This window comes from Pseudomonas sp. BB438 (genome assembly GCF_057180225.1).
Genome location: NZ_CM170001.1, coordinates 6340647 through 6361411 on the forward strand (window position 1 = coordinate 6340647; position 20765 = coordinate 6361411).

The following is a 20765-nucleotide window of genomic DNA, read 5'->3' on the forward strand; positions in this document are numbered from 1 at the left end:
CGGCGGCCCGAAGGCCGCCGTCGCGGGAATACAGCCTGGCGGGATCAGCCGATCTCGATCATCTCGAAGTCCAGCTTGCCGACGCCGCAATCCGGGCACAGCCAGTCTGCCGGCACGTCTTCCCAGCGGGTGCCCGCGGCAATGCCCTCTTCCGGCCAACCCTGGGTCTCGTCATAGATCAGGCCACACACCACGCACTGCCACTTCTTCATCAGCAATCACCCTCATGTTCTTGTCGCTTGGACGTCAGTGCATCCAATGTTCGGCTTTGTACTGGCGATGCGCGTGCGGCGCAAGCCCCTGCAAACCAGCCGGTCGCCGGCCAACCCTTTGATGGGGTTTGGCGTAATGCACTCTTGCAGACAACGCAATCGGCCACGCAAAGGCGCCATGTTAAGCTGCCGCGTCCCTGGCCAACCGCAGTCGAACCCGTGCCCGAAGCCGCCCTGATCCACCCGCCCCGCTGGCTCACCGCCGCCCAGTTGCATCCCGCGCCGACCCCAGCGGTCCAGGACTGGCTGTTCGATGAAGGCTCGCTGACGCGCCGGCTGACCGCCCTCTCCGCCGACCATTTCGCCGTGCAGCCGCTGGCCGAAGGCTGGCATCGCCTGCGCACCGACGAGTGCGCCGCGCTGGGCGTACCGGACGGCAGCCAGGGCTGGGTGCGCGAGGTGTACCTGAAAGGCCACGGCACGCCGTGGGTGTTCGCCCGCAGCGTGGCCGCGCGCTCGGCGCTGGAAGGCTCCGGATTCGACCTGCGCCTGCTCGGCACCCGCTCCCTGGGTGAGCTGCTGTTCAGCGACCGCGCCTTCCAGCGCGGACCCATCGAAGTCTGCCGCTACCCGGCCGCCAGCCTGCCGGTCGAGGTGCGTGCCGAACGCCTGTGGGGCCGCCGCTCCTGCTTCAGCCGCGACGGCCTGGGCGTGCTGGTCGCCGAAGTATTCCTGCCGACCCTCTGGCACCGCGTGGAACAACAGCCCGTATAATTCCCGGATCGTTTTCCGGAGGCCGCCATGTTCGTCGCCCTGATCAAACCCCTTGCCCGCCTGCACCCCCGCGCCTGGGACTTCATCCAGCTGACGCGCATGGACAAGCCGATCGGCATCTACCTGCTGCTCTGGCCGACGCTGTGGGCGCTGTGGATGGCCAGCGGTGGCGTACCGAGCGTGAAGAACCTGGTGATCTTCGTCCTCGGCACCGTGCTGATGCGCATGGCCGGCTGCGTGATCAACGACTTCGCCGACCGCAAGCTCGACGGCCACGTCGAGCGCACCAAGGCACGCCCGCTGGCGACCGGCAAGATCACCGTGCGCGAGGCGTGGATCGCATTCTTCACGCTGCTGGGGCTGAGCTTCCTGCTGGTACTGTGCACCAACGCGCAGACCATCTGGCTGTCCTTCGGCGGCGCGGCGGTAGCGGCGCTGTATCCCTTCATGAAGCGCTACACCTACTACCCGCAAGTGGTGCTCGGCGCGGCGTTTTCCTGGGGTATCCCGATGGCCTTCACCGCAGCGAGCGGCACCCTGCCGGCGGTGGCCTGGCTACTGTTCTTCGCCAACGTGCTGTGGACGGTCGCGTACGACACCTACTACGCGATGACCGACCGCGAAGACGACCTGAAGATGGGCATGAAGTCCACGGCGATCCTTTTCGGCGACGCCGATCGGGTGATCAACCTGAGCCTGCAGGGCCTGATGCTCCTGCTGCTGATCCTGGCCGGCAACAAGCTGGGCATGCACCTGGCGTACTACCTGGGTCTGGCCGTGGCGGCAGGCTGCTTCGCCTGGCAGTTCCACTCGACCCGCGATCGCGAGCCGATGAAATGCTTCAAGGCCTTCCTGCACAATCACTGGGCGGGGCTGGCAATCTTCGTCGGCACCGTCGCGGATTTCGCCCTGCGCTGATCGACAACCTCCCTGTAGGAGCGAGCAAGCTCGCTCCTACGCAAAGCCGTTAAGGCTTGGCCATGTGCCAGACGCCCATCTTGCCGTCGCCGGCCATGTCGCCGGCCTTCTTGTCCTGCACGAAGGTGTACAGCGGCTTGCCCTTGTAGGCCCACTGCACGGTGCCGTCATCACGCTTGATCAGGGTCCAGTCGCCCGTTGCCTTGGCGTCGGCCGAGGCCATCAGCGGCGGCCAGTTCTGCGCACAGCCGCCGTTGCAGGCCGACTTGCCGCCACCGTCCTTGTCGAAGGTGTAGAGGGTCATGCCCTTGGCATCGACCAGCATGCCGTTCTTCTCCAGGCCGGGCGCCGCTGCCAGGGCGGCCATAGCCGGCAGCATCAGGCCCAGTGCCAGGGCCGGGAATAGCAGTTTCATAACGCTTCTCCTCTGGTGAGGTGGAAACGGCGCGAGCATCGGCGCAACGGCAGGCGGGATTGCAGGCAGGGCCGGCCAGGGCGACGTGGCGAACACACTCACTACCGTCATCGCAGGACTCCGGCGCCGGGCGCCGGACGCACCGCCGACCGGGCCGGCGCGTTCCGCTTGTGCCGCGCGGCAAACGCACGGCGCCACCCTCAGCATAGACGAGCGCTCTGGGACGAGGCTCGACTAACATCCGGGTGTCACATTCATGAAATATTTCCGTTATCTAATGCGGCGCATTACAGAAATTCTGAGGCCTCAGCATGGTTGGCAAGACAATCCTCATCGTCGATGACGAAGCTCCGATCCGGGAAATGATCGCCGTGGCCCTGGAGATGGCTGGCTACGAATGTCTCGAAGCCGACAGCGCCCAGACAGCTCACGCGGTGATCGTCGATCGCAAGCCGGACCTGATCCTGCTCGACTGGATGCTGCCGGGCACCTCCGGCATCGAGCTGGCCCGCCGCCTGAAGCGCGACGAGCTGACCTCGGCGATCCCGATCATCATGCTCACCGCCAAGGGCGAAGAGGACAACAAGATCCAGGGTCTGGAAGTCGGCGCGGATGACTACATCACCAAGCCCTTCTCTCCCCGCGAACTGGTCGCCCGCCTGAAGGCCGTGCTGCGTCGCACCGGTGCCGGCGACAGCGAGACGCCGATCGAAGTCGGCGGCCTGATGCTCGACCCGATCAGCCACCGCGTGACCATCGACGGCAAGCCCGCCGAGATGGGCCCCACCGAATACCGCCTGCTGCAGTTCTTCATGACCCACCAGGAGCGCGCCTACACCCGTGGCCAGCTGCTGGACCAGGTCTGGGGCGGCAACGTCTACGTCGAGGAGCGTACCGTCGACGTGCACATCCGCCGTCTGCGCAAGGCGCTGGGTGAGGTATACGAAAATCTGGTTCAGACCGTACGCGGCACCGGGTATCGTTTCTCGACCAAAAGCTGACCGGGTCGCTGACTCGCCGGGCACAAGGAACGGAATGTCGTGACCCAGAACTGGAGTGGCGTGCTGATACGCCACCTGCTGCTAGTCGTAGCCGCCGGCGCGTTGCTCGGCCTGATCACCGGTCAGTACGGCTGGGCCATCGCCGTGGCGCTGGGCGCCTACCTCGTCTGGTCGACCTGGCAACTGCTGCGCCTGCACAAGTGGCTGAAGAACCACCAGCCCGATGAGGCTCCGCCGGATGGCTACGGCCTGTGGGGCGAGGTGTTCGACAGCATCTACCACCTGCAGCGGCGCAATCAGAAGGCGCGCGGGCGCCTGCAGGCGGTGATCGACCGCATGCAGGAATCCACCGCGGCGCTGCGCGACGGCATGATCCTGCTCGACCGCGACGGCAACCTGGAGTGGTGGAACCAGTCCGCCGAGCGGCTGCTGGGCCTGAAGAGCCCACAGGACGGTGGCCAGCCGGTGACCAACCTGGTCCGCCACCCGCGCTTCAAGGAATACTTCGAGGGCGAGGACTACCGCGAGCCGCTGGAGCTCTCCTCGCCGATCAACGACAACCTGCGCCTGCAGTTCCACATCACCCTCTACGGCGCCGGCGAGCACCTGATGCTGGTGCGCGACGTGACCCGTGTCCATCAGCTGGAGCAGATGCGCAAGGACTTCGTCGCCAATGTCTCCCACGAGCTGCGCACACCGCTGACGGTGATCGCCGGCTACCTGGAGACGCTGCTGGACAACGTCGAGGACGTGAACCCGCGCTGGACCCGCGCGTTGCAGCAGATGCAGCAGCAGGCCGGGCGCATGCAGAACCTGCTCAACGACCTGCTCCTGCTGGCCAAGCTGGAAGCCACCGACTACCCGGCGGACAACAAGCCGGTGGCGGTGGACCTGATGTTGCTGTCGATCCGCAACGACGCCCAGGCGCTGTCCGGCGCGCGCGGGCATCGCATCAGCCTGGAGGCCGATTCGAAGGTGAAGCTCAAGGGCAGCGAGGCCGAACTGCGCAGCGCATTCTCCAACCTGGTGTTCAACGCCGTGAAGTACACCCCCGACGAAGGCGAAATCCGCATCCGCTGGTGGGCCGACGAACAGGGCGCACACCTGGCCGTGCAGGACAGCGGCATCGGCATCGATCCCAAGCACCTGCCGCGCCTGACCGAGCGTTTCTACCGCGTCGACTCCAGCCGCAACGCCAGCACCGGCGGCACCGGCCTGGGCCTGGCCATCGTCAAGCACGTGCTGTTGCGCCACCGCGGCACCCTGGACATCAGCAGCGTGCCGGGCAAGGGCAGCAGCTTCACCTGCCACTTCCCGCCACAGCAGGTCGAGAGCCGTGCGTGACGGCGCTCGACATCGACTCCATTGCAGACGGGCTTGCCAGCCAGGCCCCACGAACCGCATTCTTGTCCGTCCATTCTTGAACCAACAGAACCATGGACCCTTCCCCTAGTAGCAACTTCCTCACCTATTTCGCCGATTTCGGCCTGATCCTGTTCGCCCTGTTCCTCGTCGTGCTCAACGGTTTCTTCGTGGCCGCCGAGTTCGCCATGGTCAAGCTGCGCTCGACCCGCGTGGAGACCATCGCCAACCAGTACGGCTGGCGTGGCACCATCCTGCGCAAGGTGCACAACCAGCTCGACGCCTACCTCTCCGCCTGCCAGCTGGGCATCACCCTCGCCTCCCTGGGGCTGGGCTGGGTCGGCGAGCCGGCCTTCGCCGAATTGCTCGAGCCGCTGCTGGCCGCCGTCGGCGTGCACTCCGAGGAAGTCATCCGCGGCGTGTCGTTCTTCACCGCATTCTTCATCATCTCCTACCTGCACATCGTGGTCGGCGAGCTGGCGCCCAAGTCCTGGGCGATCCGCAAGCCGGAGCTGCTGTCGCTGTGGACCGCGGTGCCGCTGTACCTGTTCTACTGGGCGATGTACCCGGCCATCTGGCTGCTCAACGCCAGTGCCAACACCATCCTCAAGTTCGCCGGGCAAGGCGAGCCGGGCCCGCATCACGAGCATCACTACAGCCGTGACGAGCTCAAGCTGATCCTGCACTCCAGCCGTGCCCACGACCCCAGCGACCAGGGCATGCGCGTACTGGCCTCGGCGGTGGAACTGGGCGAACTGGAAGTGGTGGACTGGGCCAACTCCCGCGAAGACCTGGTCTATCTGGAGCGTAACGCGCCGCTGGACGACATCCTCGCCACCATCCGCCGCCACAAGTACAGCCGCTACCCGGTGTACGACACCGAGAAAGGCGAATTCATCGGCCTGCTGCACATCAAGGACCTGCTGCTGGCCCTGGCCACGCTGGACAGCCTGCCGGAGTCGTTCGACCTCGACGAGCTGACCCACCCGCTGGAGAAGGTCACCAAGCACCTGCCGCTGGCCCGCCTGCTGGAACAGTTCCGCCAGGGCGGCGCGCACTTCGCGCTGGTCGAGGAAGCCGACCACAAGGTCGTCGGCTACCTGACCATGGAAGACGTGCTGGAAGTGCTGGTCGGCGATATCCAGGATGAACACCGCAAGGCCGAGCGCGGCATCGTCGCCTACCAACCCGGCAAGCTGCTGGTGCGCGGCGATACCCCGCTGTTCAAGCTGGAGCGCCTGCTGGGCCTGGACCTGGACCACGTCGAGGCAGATACCCTCGCCGGCCTGGTCTACGACACCCTGAAGCGCGTGCCGGAAGAAGAGGAAGTGCTGGATACCGAAGGCCTGCGCATCATCGTGAAGAAGATGAAAGGCCCGAAGATCGTCCTCGCCAAGGTCGTGAAGCTCGACTGAGCGGCGCGCCCCCTGAGTGAAGAAGGCTGCCCTCGGGCAGCCTTTTTTGTGGGCGTCGATCACTTGTAGGCGCTTTGAGTGTCAGTTGCCCTTCACCACCGCGAAATTCGGCAACGTATCCACCGGCTGGGAGAAGTCGTAGGGGATCGACTCCAGCGCCAGCCCGACGTTGCGCTGCACCACGAAGTGCAGGTGCGGCCCGCTGCTGTTGCCGGTATTGCCCGACCGTGCCAGCGGTGTCCCGGTGCCGACACGCTGGCCTTCGTGGACCAGCACCGAGCCGCGCATCAGGTGCAGGTATACGCCCATGGTGCCGTCGTCATGCAGCACCCGCACGAAGTTGCCGGAAGGGTTCTTGCCCCGTCCATCCTGACCGTTCTCGACCTTCACCACCGTACCGCCGCGCGCCGCGATGATCGGCGTGCCCACCGGCATGGCAATGTCCATGGCGTAGCGGCCCTTGGGCGTGAAGTGGCTGTAGCGGCCGTTGGCACCCTGGGTCAGGCGGAACGGTCCGCCGGTCCACGGCAGCGCGTACTGGTACGACAGCGGTGTCGGCCGCGGATCGCCCAGCGCATAGCGCAGCTTGGGCTTGTAGCGCAGCGGCTTGGCGGGATCGAGCGGCGTCAGGGTGGCGAGGCGAATCGCGCTGCGCGGCGGCAGCACCCAGCGGATCGGCCGCTCCGGCACCCCCACGGCGTTCTGCGCGCCCGTCACGCTCAGCTCGACTTCCACCGGCGCATAGAGGTCGTTGCGGACCTGCAGCGTTTCGCCGCCGGCGTGCTTCTTCGTCTCCAGCTTCACCTGCTCTTCCAGGTGCTCGACCATGCGATCGCGGAAAACGAACACAGCCGCACCCGCCACGGCCTTGTCCGTGTAGGTGACCACGCCGTTGGCGTCGGTGTACTTGTAGATGGTCACGGCCGAAGCCGTCCCGGAGGCGGCCAAGAGACCGCACAGGAGGATACTGCGCCCTAGCATGTCGACTCTGGTTATAGGTATGGCGACGCTGGCAAGACTAGCAGCGTCGCGCCCGCGTCGCGACCTGCCGCCGGTCGGCCTGTGAAACAGTCCCACTTGCCGGCGGGAGGATTTGTAACCGGATCAGGCGCCGGGCACGTAGTGCTTCTGTGAGCTGCCGCGGGCGATCAGGCGCGACAGGTAGTCGAGCTTCTGCGGGTCACGGTCGACGAAGCGGAAGGTCAGCTGCAGCCACTCGCTGTCCGGCTTGGGCTCCAGCGCGGCCACCGCGTGCAGGTAGCCGTTGAGGCGGGCGACGTCGCTGTCCTCCTCCAGGTCCAGCACGGCGCTTTCCAGCACCTGTGGCAGCGGCGTGCCGCGCTTCACCACCAGCAGCGCTTCCTTGAGGCTGAGCGCCTTGATCACGCAGGGCAGGCTCGCCGATGGCAGACGCAGTTGACCCTGTTGGCCCTTGGCGCCGCTACGGGCGGCAGGAGCGGCCGCCGCCGGGGCCGGGGCAGCCGGGCGCGATACGGCGGGAGCGGCTGCAGGGCGGACCACCTCGGCCTTGCCGCCGGTAAGGGCCGCCAGCGAATCGTTGGGCATCGAGCCGACCAGGCTGCGCTGCGGCGCCTGGGCCGCCAGCGCTTCCAGCTTGCCGGCACGCGACAGCGCCTTCTTCACCTTGCTCACCAACTGGTCATTGGAGAACGGCTTGCCGATGAAGTCGGAGACGCCGGCCTGGATGGCCTGCACCACGTTGTCCTTGTCACCACGGCTGGTGACCATGATGAAGGGTGTGGTCTTCAGGCTGTCCTGCTCGCGGCACCAGGTGAGCAGCTCGATACCCGACATCTCGGGCATTTCCCAGTCACACAGGATCAGGTCCACGGGCTGGCGTGCGAGGAACTGCTGCGCCTTGCGACCGTTCACCGCCTCTTCGATCTGCAGACCGGGGAAATGGTCCCGCAGTCCCTTCTTCACCAGGTCACGGATGAACGGAGCATCATCCACGACCAGCACACTGACCTTGCCCATCGGCATCTCCCGAAAACGATAGGGCGAAGGATAGCCTTGCCGGGTGGCTACATGCCATTGGTGCAGGACCGCTCGGCCATAAAATGACGAACCCGGCGCAAGGCCGGGTTCGTTTTGGTACGGGCGTGTGGCTTATTCGGCCTTGTCGGCCTTGCCCGCGGTGCCCTGCACTTCTTCCTTCATGCGGGTCAGGCCAATGTGGCGGACATCGGTGCCACGCACCAGGTAGATCACCAGCTCGGCGATGTTGCGCGCGTGGTCGCCGATACGCTCCAGCGAACGCAGTGCCCAGATGACGTTGAGCACCCGGGAGATGGCCCGAGGGTCTTCCATCATGTAGGTGACCAGCTCGCGCAGGGCAGTCTTGTACTCGCGGTCGACGGTCTTGTCGTACTGCGCGACCGACAGGGCGAGATCGGCGTCGAAGCGAGCGAAGGCATCCAGCGCCTCCTGCACCATCTTGCGCACCTGGTTGCCGATGTGGCGCACCTCCACATAACCGCGCGGCGATTCGCCTTCCTCGCACAGCTGGATGGCGCGGCGGGCGATCTTCGAGGCTTCGTCGCCGATGCGTTCGAGGTCGATCACCGACTTGGAGATGCTGATGATCAGACGCAGGTCGGAGGCGGCCGGCTGGCGGCGGGCGAGGATGCGCAGGCATTCCTCGTCGATGTTGCGCTCCATCTGGTTGATCTGGTCGTCGATCTCGCGCACCTGCTGAGCCAGGCCCGAGTCGGCGTCGATCAGCGCGTTGACCGCGTCGTTGACCTGCTTCTCCACCAGGCCGCCCATGGCCAGCAGATGGCTGCGCACATCTTCCAGCTCGGCATTGAACTGCTGCGAGATGTGATGGGTGAGGCTTTCTTTGTTGATCATGTTCGCTCCGCGAAAGCCGCTGGCGCCGGGCCGCTGGCTTGTAATGTTCTCCGGGAAGTTCTACCGCGCACGCAATACCGCGAAACTAGCCGTAGCGACCGGTGATGTAGTCTTCGGTCTGCTTCTTGGCCGGGTTGGTGAACAGGGTATCGGTGTCGCCGAACTCGATCAGCTTGCCCATGTACATGAACGCGGTGTAGTCGGAAACCCGCGCGGCCTGCTGCATGTTGTGGGTCACGATGACGATGGTGAACTTGGATTTCAGCTCGTAGATCAGCTCTTCGATCTTCAAGGTGGAGATCGGATCCAGTGCCGAGCACGGTTCGTCGAGGAGCAGGACTTCCGGCTCCACGGCGATGGTGCGGGCAATGACCAGACGCTGCTGCTGGCCACCGGAGAGACCGAGGGCGGACTCGTGCAGGCGGTCCTTCACCTCATCCCACAGCGCGGCGCCCTTGAGGGCCCACTCGACGGCTTCGTCGAGCACGCGCTTCTTGTTGATGCCCTGAATGCGAAGGCCATAGACCACGTTCTCGTAGATGCTCTTGGGGAACGGGTTGGGCTTCTGGAATACCATGCCGACGCGCCGGCGCAGTTCGGCAACGTCGACGTTCTTGGCAAAGATGTTGTGGCCGTCCAGGAGAATTTCGCCCTTCACGTTGCAACCGTCGACCAGGTCGTTCATGCGGTTGAAGCAACGCAGCAGGGTGGACTTGCCGCAGCCGGACGGGCCGATGAAGGCAGTCACGCGCTGCTTGGGAATGTTCATGCTGACGTCGAACAGTGCCTGCTTCTCGCCATAGAACAGACTCAGGCCGGGCACTTCGAGGGCGACGGTCTCGCTTTCCAGGTTCATGCCCTGGCGGTCGCCGCGGCCGAGCGCGCCGATGTCGATGCCGTGGGATGCGGTTTCATGTTGCATGTTCAGTCTCCTTGGGAGGCTTGGCGGCGGGCATGGCCCGCCGCCTGCAGAATCAGTTTTCCAGCGCCTTGTACTTTTCGCGCAGGCGGTTACGGATGGCGATGGCCGAGAAGTTCAGCAGGGCGATCACCATCACCAGCAGCAGCGCGGTGGCGTACACCAGCGGGCGCGCGGCCTCGACGTTCGGGCTCTGGAAGCCGACGTCATAGATGTGGAAGCCCAGGTGCATGATCTTCTGGTCCAGGTGCACGTACGGATAGTTGCCGTCGACCGGCAGCGCAGGGGCCAGCTTGACCACGCCCACCAGCATCAGCGGCGCCACTTCACCGGCGGCACGCGCCACGGCGAGGATAAGGCCGGTCATCATCGCCGGGCTGGCCATTGGCAGGACCACCTTCCACAGGGTCTCGGCCTTGGTAGCGCCCAGGGCCAGGGAGCCTTCGCGGGTGGCACGCGGGATGCGCGCCAGGCCTTCCTCGGTGGCCACGATTACCACCGGCACCGCGAGGATGGCCAGGGTCAGCGATGCCCAGAACAGCCCCGGCGTGCCGAAGGTCGGCGCCGGCAGGGCTTCGGGGAAGAACATCCGGTCGAGTGAACCGCCCAGCACGTAGACGAAGAAGCCCAGGCCGAACACACCGTAGACGATCGCCGGCACGCCCGCGAGGTTGTTCACCGCGATGCGGATGATGCGGGTCAGCAGGCCCTGGCGAGCGTATTCGCGCAGGTAGACCGCGGCAATCACACCGAACGGGGTGACGATCACGGCCATCACCAGGGTCATCATCACGGTACCGAAGATGGCCGGGAAGATACCGCCTTCGGTGTTGGCTTCGCGCGGGTCGTCGCTGAGGAATTCCCACAGTTTCTTGAAGTAGAAGCTCAGCTTGGTGGCGACGCCCATCTGGTTCGGCTGGTAGGCGTGCACCAGCTTGCCGACACTGATCTCGGTCTGCTGGCCGGTAGCGTCGCGCATGACAATGCTGTCGCGGTTGAACTCCGCGTGCAGGCCGTTGAGTTGTTCTTCCAGCACCTTGTACTGGGCGTTCAACTCGGCGCGGCCGGCGGCGATATCAGCCTCGGCGGTGGCATCCAGCTTGTTGTTCAGCTGCAAGCCACGTTCCTTCAGGCGAAGGCGCTCCAGGCCGTGGTTGATGCCGCCGATGTCCTTCTTCTCCAACTGGTACAGCTTGGCGTAGAGCTCATCGACGCGCTTGAGGCGGGTCTGTAGCTCGGCCATGGCGCCCGGACCTTCGGCGACGACCTTGCCGCTTTCCTTCACGCTCAGCAGATAGCCATAGAAGTTGCCCCACTCCCGGCGCTCCAGGGTTACCAGCTCGGCCGGATGGCGGCGGTCGGTCAGCCACTCGCCGATCACCCAGGAGAAGTCGCTGCCGTAGAGATCACGGTTGCCCAGCTTGAGCAGTTCGCGGGTCATGAACTCCGGGCCGTTGTCCGGCACCGGCAGCCCGGCGCCGCGCAGGCGTGCGCGCGGCACCTGCTCGACCTGCACTTCTTCGCCGATCAGGGTCTTGGGCGCTTCACCGGGGACGGTGTAGGTCGCTTCGATCACGTCCGCCGGCCAAAAGTGGCCGAGACCGCGCACGGCGATCACGGCGAGCAGGCCGATGGTCATGATCACGGCGATGGACACCGCACCGGCGTTCATCCACACCCAGGGAGAACCGCTGGCGAACCACGCTTTGACGGATTCCTGTTTCTGTTTCACGGAACTAGCCTCGTCGGGCGTCGCTTAGAGCGACGCGTATTTCTTGCGCAGGCGCTGACGGATCAGCTCTGCCAGGGTGTTCATCACGAAGGTGAAGGTCAGCAGCACCAGTGCCGAGAGGAACAGCACGCGGTAGTGAGTCCCGCCCACCTCCGACTCGGGCATTTCCACCGCGACGTTCGCCGCCAGCGTGCGCATGCCCTGGAAGATGTTCACGTCCATGACCGGGGTGTTGCCGGTGGCCATCAGCACGATCATCGTCTCGCCCACGGCGCGACCCATGCCGATCATCAGCGCGGAGAAGATGCCCGGGCTGGCGGTCAGGATCACCACGCGGGTCAGCGTCTGCCAGGGCGTGGCGCCCAGGGCCAGGGAGCCGTAGGTCAGGCTGCGCGGCACGCTGAAGATGGCGTCTTCGGCGATGGAGAAGATGTTCGGGATCACCGCGAAGCCCATGGCCAGGCCCACGACCAGGGCGTTGCGCTGGTCGTAGGTGATGCCCAGGTCATGACTGATCCACAGGCGCATGTCGCCGCCGAAGAACAGGGTCTCCAGGTGCGGGCTCATCCACAGGGCAAAGGCGCCGGTGGCGAGGACTACGGGGATCAGGATCGCCGCTTCCCAGCCGGCTGGCAGACTCAGGCGGATGCGCTCGGGCAGGCGGCTCCAGATCAGGCCGGCAGCCAGAATCCCCAGCGGGGTGAGCAGCAGCAGGCTGAAGATGCCCGGCAGGTGGCCTTCGACGTAGGGCGCCAGGAACAGGCCGGCGAAGAAACCGAGGATCACGGTCGGCAGCGCTTCCATCAGCTCGATCACCGGCTTCACCTTGCGGCGCATGCCCGGAGCCATGAAGTAGGCGGTGTAGACGGCGGCGGCGATGGCCAGCGGCGCGGCGAGGATCATCGCGTAGAAGGCCGCCTTCAGGGTACCGAAGGTCAGCGGCGACAGGCTCAGCTTCGGCTCGAAGTCGGTGGTCGCGGCAGTGGACTGCCAGACGTAGGACGGCTTGTCGTAGCTCTCATACCAGACCTTGCCCCACAGCGCGCTGAAGGACACTTCCGGGTGCGGGTTACTCAGGCTGAAGCGACGCAGCTCGCCGCCCTGTTCGAGGATCAGGCGATTGGCACGCGGCGACAGGGCCATCGGTCCGGCGGACGGCGCGACGTTCTCCACTAGGAGCGTGCGGTGCGCGGTGCTGTGGAAGATGCCCAGGTTGCCTTGCTTGTCGAGGGCCAGGAAGCCCTTGCGGCGCTGCTCCGGCGCAATGCTCGCGATCGGCTGGTCGCCCAGCTTGAAGTCGCGCACGTGGGACAGGCGCGGTTCGCCGTCTTCGCCACGGGCCATGAACCACTGGCCGATGCCGCCCTTGGAGTCGCCGACCATCAGCGAGATGCCACCGAGCAGTTGGCTGCTGGCGGTCACCTCGGCGGAGGCGTCATCCAGCAGTTTGTAGCGGCCGTTGAGCTGGTGGCTGTTCAGGTCGAATACGTCGGCCTGGGCGCGGCCATTGAGCACATAGAGCCACTGCTTGCGCGGATCCATGTAGATGGCCTTCACCGGTTCGGCGATCTGCGGCAGGTTGATGCGCTCTTCCTGCAAGGTGCTCTCGCCGGTCAGCATGTTTTCCTGCTGGGTCAGGCCGAGCAGCAGCATTTCGCTGCCGGTGGACGCAGCCACCAGCAGGCTGTCATCACCCGAGACGATTGCCACGTGCTCCAGCGGACGCCCCTGGGGATCCAGGTTCATCGGCGCTTCGCCGTAGGGATACTCGATGTGCGGCTCGATGGTTTTCTTGTTGTCCGGATAAGTGACCTTGTAACTGTGCTTGAACACCAGCACCTGGCCGTTGGACAGGCCCAGCGCGACGGTCGGGTGACCCGGCTGGTCCTCGGCGATGGAGGTGACGCTGGTGCCGACGGGCAGCTTCAGCGCGACGCGGTCCATCTCGTCGCCTTTCTTGGCGTCGAAGAACACCACTTCGCCATTGGCGGCGACGCGCATACCCACCATGTTCTGCTCTTCGATGCTCAGCAGCAGCGGCGCCTGGGCCGTCTTCAGCCAGGCCGGAGCCAGAGGGTCACGCGTCTCCAGTTCGGCGCCGCGGAACAGCGGCAGCACGACGTAGGCGAGGTAGAAGAAAATCAGGGTAATGGCAGCCAGCACGGCGAGACCGCCGACCAGGACGTACCAACGGGTCAGTCGATCCTTGAGCGCCCGGATACGGCGCTTGCGCTGCAGGGCAGGCGTATTGAAATCGATCCGCTCGGGGAGAGAAGAAGTCATCGGGGAGTTGGCCATGTCGTTCATGGGGTGACACCCTAGCGGCTCTGTATGACAGAAAGATGACATGGAGGTGACGCGACAAAGCCCACCAGCAGAGCCTTGCTGGCGGGCTCGGTCGAGTAAGCGTCAGCCCATGCCGGGCGGCGATCTCCGCCCGGTTGGAGGGCTGATTACAGACCCAGATCCTTGATCGCCTTCTCGGCGACTTTGGACGGCAGGGGGATGTAGCCGTCTTTCACGACAACCTGCTGGCCGGTCTTGGAGAGCACCATTTTCAAGAACTGTGCTTCCAGCGGGTTCAGCGGCTTGTTCGGCGCCTTGTTGACGTAGACGTAGAGGAAGCGCGACAGCGGGTAGGTGCCGTTCAGGGCATTCGCCTCGTTGTCTTCAATGAACTCGCCACCTTCTTTCTTGGCCAGGGCGACGGTCTTAACGCTAGCGGTCTTGTAACCGATACCGGAGTAGCCGACGCCGTTCAGGGACTGGCTGACCGACTGGACCACGGAAGCCGAACCCGGCTGCTCGTTCACGTTCGGCTTGTAGTCGCCTTTGCACAGGGCTTCTTCCTTGAAGTAGCCGTAGGTGCCGGATACGGAGTTACGACCGAACAGTTGCACAGGCTTGTTGGCCCAGTCGCCGGTCAGGCCCAGGTCGCCCCAGGTCTTCACTTCCGACTTGCCGCCGCACAGGCGGGTGGAGGAGAAGATGGCGTCGACCTGTTGCATGGTCAGGCCCTTGATGGGGTTGTCCTTGTGCACGAAGATCGCCAGGGCGTCGACGGCCACCGGAACAGCGGTCGGCTTGTAGCCGTACTTCTGTTCGAAGGCCTGCAGCTCGACATCCTTCATCTTGCGGCTCATCGGGCCCAGGTTGGCGGTGCCTTCGGTCAGAGCCGGCGGCGCGGTGGAGGAACCGGCGGCCTGGATCTGCACGTTCACGTTCGGGTACAGGCGCTTGTACTCTTCCGCCCACATGGTCATCAGGTTGGCCAGAGTGTCGGAACCGACGCTCGACAGGTTGCCCGACACACCGCTGGCTTTCTGGTATTCCGGCAGGGCCGGATCGATCGCGGCTACCGCACTGGCGGTGCCTACGCCTGCAGCGACAAAAGTCAGGGCCGCCATCAAACGCTTGAGTTTCATGCCTTGCTCCTTAAGGAGAATGGGGTTGGATGGAACGGGGGCCAGTATCGTCAGGCCGCATGAAGACTCTATGACGCGAATGTGACAGTTGGATGAAATGCCATCAGTCCGTTTCCGATGCCTGCAACAAGGCAAATCAGATGGGCTTAAGTGGCGGGAAAGCGCTTTCCAGAGCGCTTCCTGGGTCATCTGGATCCGCTCCCGGGAGCGCTGCGCGAACGGCACCATCAGAGGACGTGCACGGACTCACACCAGGTACGCCGGGGCACTGCTGCAGAAACAAGCCTTGCGAGTGGCTAATAAGGGCAGCCAGCTTGAATTGCCTACGCAGCAATCGCGCGACTTTCTGGCGCGCAAAAGCAAAACCCCCGGCCAGCGAAGCTGACCAGGGGTCTTGGGATAGGAGCTTGACGATGACCTACTCTCACATGGAGAAACTCCACACTACCATCGGCGATGCGTCGTTTCACTACTGAGTTCGGGATGGGATCAGGTGGTTCCAACGCTCTATGGTCGTCAAGCAATTCTTTCGGATGCTCGTTGCAGGTGCACACGCTCATCCAGATTCAGGTATGTGACAGGTAATTTGCGGTTCACACGAACTTTCGGTTCGTTACGTCTTCACCGTACAACACGCAAATTGTTTGGGTGTTATATGGTCAAGCCTCACGGGCAATTAGTATCGGTTAGCTCAACGCCTCACAGCGCTTACACACCCGACCTATCAACGTCGTAGTCTTCGACGGCCCTTCAGGGGAATCAAGTTCCCAGTGAGATCTCATCTTGAGGCTAGTTTCCCGCTTAGATGCTTTCAGCGGTTATCTATTCCGAACATAGCTACCCGGCAATGCCACTGGCGTGACAACCGGAACACCAGAGGTTCGTCCACTCCGGTCCTCTCGTACTAGGAGCAGCCCCTCTCAAATCTCAAACGTCCACGGCAGATAGGGACCGAACTGTCTCACGACGTTCTAAACCCAGCTCGCGTACCACTTTAAATGGCGAACAGCCATACCCTTGGGACCGGCTTCAGCCCCAGGATGTGATGAGCCGACATCGAGGTGCCAAACACCGCCGTCGATATGAACTCTTGGGCGGTATCAGCCTGTTATCCCCGGAGTACCTTTTATCCGTTGAGCGATGGCCCTTCCATACAGAACCACCGGATCACTAAGACCTACTTTCGTACCTGCTCGACGTGTCTGTCTCGCAGTCAAGCGCGCTTTTGCCTTTATACTCTACGACCGATTTCCGACCGGTCTGAGCGCACCTTCGTACTCCTCCGTTACTCTTTAGGAGGAGACCGCCCCAGTCAAACTGCCCACCATACACTGTCCTCGATCCGGATAACGGACCAGAGTTAGAACCTCAAGCATGCCAGGGTGGTATTTCAAGGATGGCTCCACGCAGACTGGCGTCCACGCTTCAAAGCCTCCCACCTATCCTACACAAGCAGGCTCAAAGTCCAGTGCAAAGCTACAGTAAAGGTTCACGGGGTCTTTCCGTCTAGCCGCGGATACACTGCATCTTCACAGCGATTTCAATTTCACTGAGTCTCGGGTGGAGACAGCGCCGCCATCGTTACGCCATTCGTGCAGGTCGGAACTTACCCGACAAGGAATTTCGCTACCTTAGGACCGTTATAGTTACGGCCGCCGTTTACCGGGGCTTCGATCAAGAGCTTCGCTTTCGCTAACCCCATCAATTAACCTTCCGGCACCGGGCAGGCGTCACACCCTATACGTCCACTTTCGTGTTTGCAGAGTGCTGTGTTTTTAATAAACAGTCGCAGCGGCCTGGTATCTTCGACCGGCATGGGCTTACGGAGTAAATCCTTAACCCTCGCCGGCGCACCTTCTCCCGAAGTTACGGTGCCATTTTGCCTAGTTCCTTCACCCGAGTTCTCTCAAGCGCCTTGGTATTCTCTACCCAACCACCTGTGTCGGTTTGGGGTACGGTTCCTAGTTACCTGAAGCTTAGAAGCTTTTCCTGGAAGCATGGCATCAACCACTTCATCATCTAAAAGATGACTCGTCATCAGCTCTCGGCATTAAGATCCCGGATTTACCTAAGATCTCTGCCTACCACCTTAAACTTGGACAACCAACGCCAAGCTGGCCTAGCCTTCTCCGTCCCTCCATCGCAGTAACTAGAAGTACAGGAATATTAACCTGTTTCCCATCGACTACGCTCTTCAGCCTCGCCTTAGGGACCGACTAACCCTGCGTCGATTAACGTTGCGCAGGAACCCTTGGTCTTTCGGCGTGGGAGTTTTTCACTCCCATTGTCGTTACTCATGTCAGCATTCGCACTTCTGATACCTCCAGCAAGCTTCTCAACTCACCTTCACAGGCTTACAGAACGCTCCTCTACCGCACATCTTGCGATGCACCCGTAGCTTCGGTGTATGGTTTGAGCCCCGTTACATCTTCCGCGCAGGCCGACTCGACTAGTGAGCTATTACGCTTTCTTTAAAGGGTGGCTGCTTCTAAGCCAACCTCCTAGCTGTCTAAGCCTTCCCACATCGTTTACCACTTAACCATAACTTTGGGACCTTAGCTGACGGTCTGGGTTGTTTCCCTTTTCACGACGGACGTTAGCACCCGCCGTGTGTCTCCCACGCTGACACTTCCAGGTATTCGGAGTTTGCATCGGTTTGGTAAGTCGGGATGACCCCCTAGCCGAAACAGTGCTCTACCCCCTGGAGTGATACGTGAGGCGCTACCTAAATAGCTTTCGAGGAGAACCAGCTATCTCCGAGCTTGATTAGCCTTTCACTCCGATCCACAAGTCATCCCCTACCTTTTCAACGGGAGTGGGTTCGGTCCTCCAGTCAGTGTTACCTAACCTTCAACCTGCTCATGGATAGATCGCCCGGTTTCGGGTCTATACCCAGCGACTAAAACGCCCTATTAAGACTCGCTTTCGCTACGCCTTCCCTATACGGTTAAGCTCGCCACTGAATATAAGTCGCTGACCCATTATACAAAAGGTACGCAGTCACCTAACAAGTAGGCTCCCACTGCTTGTACGCATACGGTTTCAGGTTCTATTTCACTCCCCTCTCCGGGGTTCTTTTCGCCTTTCCCTCACGGTACTGGTTCACTATCGGTCAGTCAGTAGTATTTAGCCTTGGAGGATGGTCCCCCCATATTCAGACAAAGTTTCTCGTGCTCCGTCCTACTCGATTTCACTTCAAAGAACCTTTCACATACGGGGCTATCACCCACTATGGCCGCACTTTCCAGAGCGTTCTGTTAGATTCAAAGAAGCTTAAGGGCTAATCCCCGTTCGCTCGCCACTACTAAGGGAATCTCGGTTGATTTCTTTTCCTCAGGGTACTTAGATGTTTCAGTTCCCCTGGTTCGCCTCTTACACCTATGTATTCAGTGCAAGATACCCGAGTTATCTCGGGTGGGTTTCCCCATTCAGAGATCTCCGGATCAAAGTCTGTTTGCCGACTCCCCGAAGCTTATCGCAGGCTACCACGTCTTTCATCGCCTCTGACTGCCAAGGCATCCACCGTATGCGCTTCTTCACTTGACCATATAACCCCAAGCAATCTGGTTATTGTCTCGAACGTGAAGACGACATTCGCCGAAAATTCGCGCTTGAACTCGCAAATTTTACCTTGACTTGAATAATCACCAGTGAAAGAGATTATTCAGTCTACTTCTATCACATACCCAAATTTTTAAAGAACAGTTCTGGCACAAAGACCAGACATCAATGTTCGTTCAACCTGAACATTCATGTCTGAGCTTTCGACGATTAATGGTGGAGCCAAGGAGGATCGAACTCCTGACCTCCTGCGTGCAAAGCAGGCGCTCTCCCAGCTGAGCTATGGCCCCATCGGATCAGCAGCACACCACAACAATTGGTGGGTCTGGGCAGATTCGAACTGCCGACCTCACCCTTATCAGGGGTGCGCTCTAACCAACTGAGCTACAGACCCAATCGTCTAACCAGTGAATCAAGCAATTCGTGTGGGAGCTTATGAAGAAGCTGAGATCTTCGATTAAGGAGGTGATCCAGCCGCAGGTTCCCCTACGGCTACCTTGTTACGACTTCACCCCAGTCATGAATCACTCCGTGGTAACCGTCCCCCTTGCGGTTAGACTAGCTACTTCTGGAGCAACCCACTCCCATGGTGTGACGGGCGGTGTGTACAAGGCCCGGGAACGTATTCACCGTGACATTCTGATTCACGATTACTAGCGATTCCGACTTCACGCAGTCGAGTTGCAGACTGCGATCCGGACTACGATCGGTTTTATGGGATTAGCTCCACCTCGCGGCTTGGCAACCCTCTGTACCGACCATTGTAGCACGTGTGTAGCCCTGGCCGTAAGGGCCATGATGACTTGACGTCATCCCCACCTTCCTCCGGTTTGTCACCGGCAGTCTCCTTAGAGTGCCCACCATAACGTGCTGGTAACTAAGGACAAGGGTTGCGCTCGTTACGGGACTTAACCCAACATCTCACGACACGAGCTGACGACAGCCATGCAGCACCTGTGTTCCGATTCCCGAAGGCACTCTCGCATCTCTGCAAGATTCCGGACATGTCAAGGCCAGGTAAGGTTCTTCGCGTTGCTTCGAATTAAACCACATGCTCCACCGCTTGTGCGGGCCCCCGTCAATTCATTTGAGTTTTAACCTTGCGGCCGTACTCCCCAGGCGGTCGACTTATCGCGTTAGCTGCGCCACTAAGATCTCAAGGATCCCAACGGCTAGTCGACATCGTTTACGGCGTGGACTACCAGGGTATCTAATCCTGTTTGCTCCCCACGCTTTCGCACCTCAGTGTCAGTATCAGTCCAGGTGGTCGCCTTCGCCACTGGTGTTCCTTCCTATATCTACGCATTTCACCGCTACACAGGAAATTCCACCACCCTCTACCGTACTCTAGTCAGGCAGTTATGGATGCAGTTCCCAGGTTGAGCCCGGGGATTTCACATCCATCTTACCAAACCACCTACGCGCGCTTTACGCCCAGTAATTCCGATTAACGCTTGCACCCTTCGTATTACCGCGGCTGCTGGCACGAAGTTAGCCGGTGCTTATTCTGTTGGTAACGTCAAAACAGCAAGGTATTAACTTACTGCCCTTCCTCCCAACTTAAAGTGCTTTACAATCCGAAGACCTTCTTCACACACGCGGCATGGCTGGATCAGGCTTTCGCCCATTGTCCAATATTCCCCACTGCTGCCTCCCGTAGGAGTCTGGACCGTGTCTCAGTTCCAGTGTGACTGATCATCCTCTCAGACCAGTTACGGATCGTCGCCTTGGTAGGCCTTTACCCCACCAACTAGCTAATCCGACCTAGGCTCATCTGATAGCGCAAGGCCCGAAGGTCCCCTGCTTTCTCCCGTAGGACGTATGCGGTATTAGCGTTCCTTTCGAAACGTTGTCCCCCACTACCAGGCAGATTCCTAGGCATTACTCACCCGTCCGCCGCTGAATCATGGAGCAAGCTCCACTCATCCGCTCGACTTGCATGTGTTAGGCCTGCCGCCAGCGTTCAATCTGAGCCATGATCAAACTCTTCAGTTCAATACTGCTTGGGTTTTGAGAAAACCCTAAACTTGGCTCAGCAATCGCATGCTCTATTTAAAGAGCTAAAACTCTCGAATTCACGAGTGTTACTTGCGTTGCTGATAATCAGTCGATCATCAGTCTTACATCACAAGCACCCACACGAATTGCTTGATTCAA

General features: G+C 61.6%; 14 protein-coding genes, 2 tRNA genes and 3 rRNA genes. 5 read left to right on the forward strand and 14 right to left on the reverse strand.

All coding sequences use genetic code 11. The features are described from left to right. Positions 1 to 44: 44 nt before the first annotated feature. Positions 45 to 212 carry a rubredoxin gene (locus AC1ZV1_RS29170; protein ID WP_484294794.1) on the reverse strand — a complete coding sequence of 56 codons (168 nt, stop codon included), beginning with the start codon at positions 210 to 212 and terminating at the stop codon, positions 45 to 47. Positions 213 to 446: 234 nt separating this feature from the next. Here AC1ZV1_RS29170 and AC1ZV1_RS29175 point away from each other — a divergent pair, with 234 nt between their 5' ends. Continuing rightward, positions 447 to 986: a chorismate lyase gene (locus tag AC1ZV1_RS29175; protein WP_484297668.1), complete on the forward strand. Its 540-nt coding sequence runs from the start codon at positions 447 to 449 to the stop codon at positions 984 to 986. Between the two features lie 27 nt (positions 987 to 1013). Beyond that, the gene (gene ubiA, locus AC1ZV1_RS29180) at positions 1014 to 1904 is read left to right on the forward strand and encodes a 4-hydroxybenzoate octaprenyltransferase (protein WP_484294795.1); all 891 of its coding nucleotides are present in this window, start codon (positions 1014 to 1016) and stop codon (positions 1902 to 1904) included. 49 nt (positions 1905 to 1953) lie between these two features. On the opposite strand, the gene AC1ZV1_RS29185 is transcribed toward ubiA, so the two are convergent. Further along, positions 1954 to 2319 (reverse strand): COG4315 family predicted lipoprotein, encoded by a 366-nt coding sequence (locus AC1ZV1_RS29185; protein WP_484294796.1) that lies wholly within the window; start codon positions 2317 to 2319, stop codon positions 1954 to 1956. A 311-nt stretch (positions 2320 to 2630) separates the two neighbouring features. Here AC1ZV1_RS29185 and phoB point away from each other — a divergent pair, with 311 nt between their 5' ends. From phoB to AC1ZV1_RS29200, 3 genes are all read left to right on the forward strand, one after another. Next, positions 2631 to 3320, forward strand: a complete 690-nt coding sequence (phoB, locus tag AC1ZV1_RS29190) for a phosphate regulon transcriptional regulator PhoB (RefSeq protein WP_054910046.1) — start codon at positions 2631 to 2633, stop codon at positions 3318 to 3320. A gap of 39 nt (positions 3321 to 3359) precedes the next feature. Then, positions 3360 to 4664 carry a phosphate regulon sensor histidine kinase PhoR gene (gene phoR / locus AC1ZV1_RS29195; protein ID WP_484294797.1) on the forward strand — a complete coding sequence of 435 codons (1305 nt, stop codon included), beginning with the start codon at positions 3360 to 3362 and terminating at the stop codon, positions 4662 to 4664. A gap of 92 nt (positions 4665 to 4756) precedes the next feature. Further along, positions 4757 to 6097, forward strand: a complete 1341-nt coding sequence (locus AC1ZV1_RS29200) for a hemolysin family protein (protein ID WP_484294798.1) — start codon at positions 4757 to 4759, stop codon at positions 6095 to 6097. 81 nt (positions 6098 to 6178) lie between these two features. On the opposite strand, the gene AC1ZV1_RS29205 is transcribed toward AC1ZV1_RS29200, so the two are convergent. From AC1ZV1_RS29205 to AC1ZV1_RS29260, 12 genes are all read right to left on the reverse strand, one after another. Then, positions 6179 to 7078, reverse strand: coding sequence for a peptidoglycan DD-metalloendopeptidase family protein (locus AC1ZV1_RS29205; protein WP_484294799.1), 900 nt, complete (start codon positions 7076 to 7078; stop codon positions 6179 to 6181). Positions 7079 to 7201: 123 nt separating this feature from the next. Then, positions 7202 to 8095 carry a response regulator gene (locus tag AC1ZV1_RS29210; protein ID WP_484294800.1) on the reverse strand — a complete coding sequence of 298 codons (894 nt, stop codon included), beginning with the start codon at positions 8093 to 8095 and terminating at the stop codon, positions 7202 to 7204. Between the two features lie 132 nt (positions 8096 to 8227). Beyond that, complete coding sequence (phoU, locus tag AC1ZV1_RS29215) at positions 8228 to 8971, reverse strand: phosphate signaling complex protein PhoU (protein ID WP_045217747.1); 744 nt, start codon at positions 8969 to 8971, stop codon at positions 8228 to 8230. A gap of 85 nt (positions 8972 to 9056) precedes the next feature. Further along, the gene (gene pstB / locus AC1ZV1_RS29220; RefSeq protein ID WP_138525912.1) at positions 9057 to 9893 is read right to left on the reverse strand and encodes a phosphate ABC transporter ATP-binding protein PstB; all 837 of its coding nucleotides are present in this window, start codon (positions 9891 to 9893) and stop codon (positions 9057 to 9059) included. Between the two features lie 52 nt (positions 9894 to 9945). After that, a complete protein-coding gene (gene pstA / locus AC1ZV1_RS29225; RefSeq protein ID WP_484294801.1) occupies positions 9946 to 11622 on the reverse strand; it encodes a phosphate ABC transporter permease PstA in 1677 nt (558 codons plus the stop codon). 24 nt (positions 11623 to 11646) lie between these two features. Next, on the reverse strand, positions 11647 to 13680 hold the full coding sequence (locus AC1ZV1_RS29230; RefSeq protein ID WP_484297669.1) for an ABC transporter permease subunit: 2034 nt from the start codon (positions 13678 to 13680) through the stop codon (positions 11647 to 11649). Between the two features lie 395 nt (positions 13681 to 14075). Further along, positions 14076 to 15047, reverse strand: coding sequence for a phosphate ABC transporter substrate-binding protein PstS (gene pstS, locus AC1ZV1_RS29235; protein WP_296283506.1), 972 nt, complete (start codon positions 15045 to 15047; stop codon positions 14076 to 14078). A gap of 405 nt (positions 15048 to 15452) precedes the next feature. Then, a 5S ribosomal RNA gene (gene rrf, locus AC1ZV1_RS29240) occupies positions 15453 to 15568 on the reverse strand. A gap of 134 nt (positions 15569 to 15702) precedes the next feature. After that, positions 15703 to 18593 (reverse strand): 23S ribosomal RNA (locus AC1ZV1_RS29245). A 229-nt stretch (positions 18594 to 18822) separates the two neighbouring features. Further along, positions 18823 to 18898 (reverse strand) — tRNA-Ala (locus AC1ZV1_RS29250). Positions 18899 to 18925: 27 nt separating this feature from the next. Next, positions 18926 to 19002 (reverse strand) — tRNA-Ile (locus AC1ZV1_RS29255). Between the two features lie 64 nt (positions 19003 to 19066). Then, a 16S ribosomal RNA gene (locus AC1ZV1_RS29260) occupies positions 19067 to 20603 on the reverse strand. The 16S, 23S and 5S rRNA genes sit together here with 2 tRNA genes alongside, the layout of an rRNA operon. Positions 20604 to 20765 lie beyond the last annotated feature (162 nt).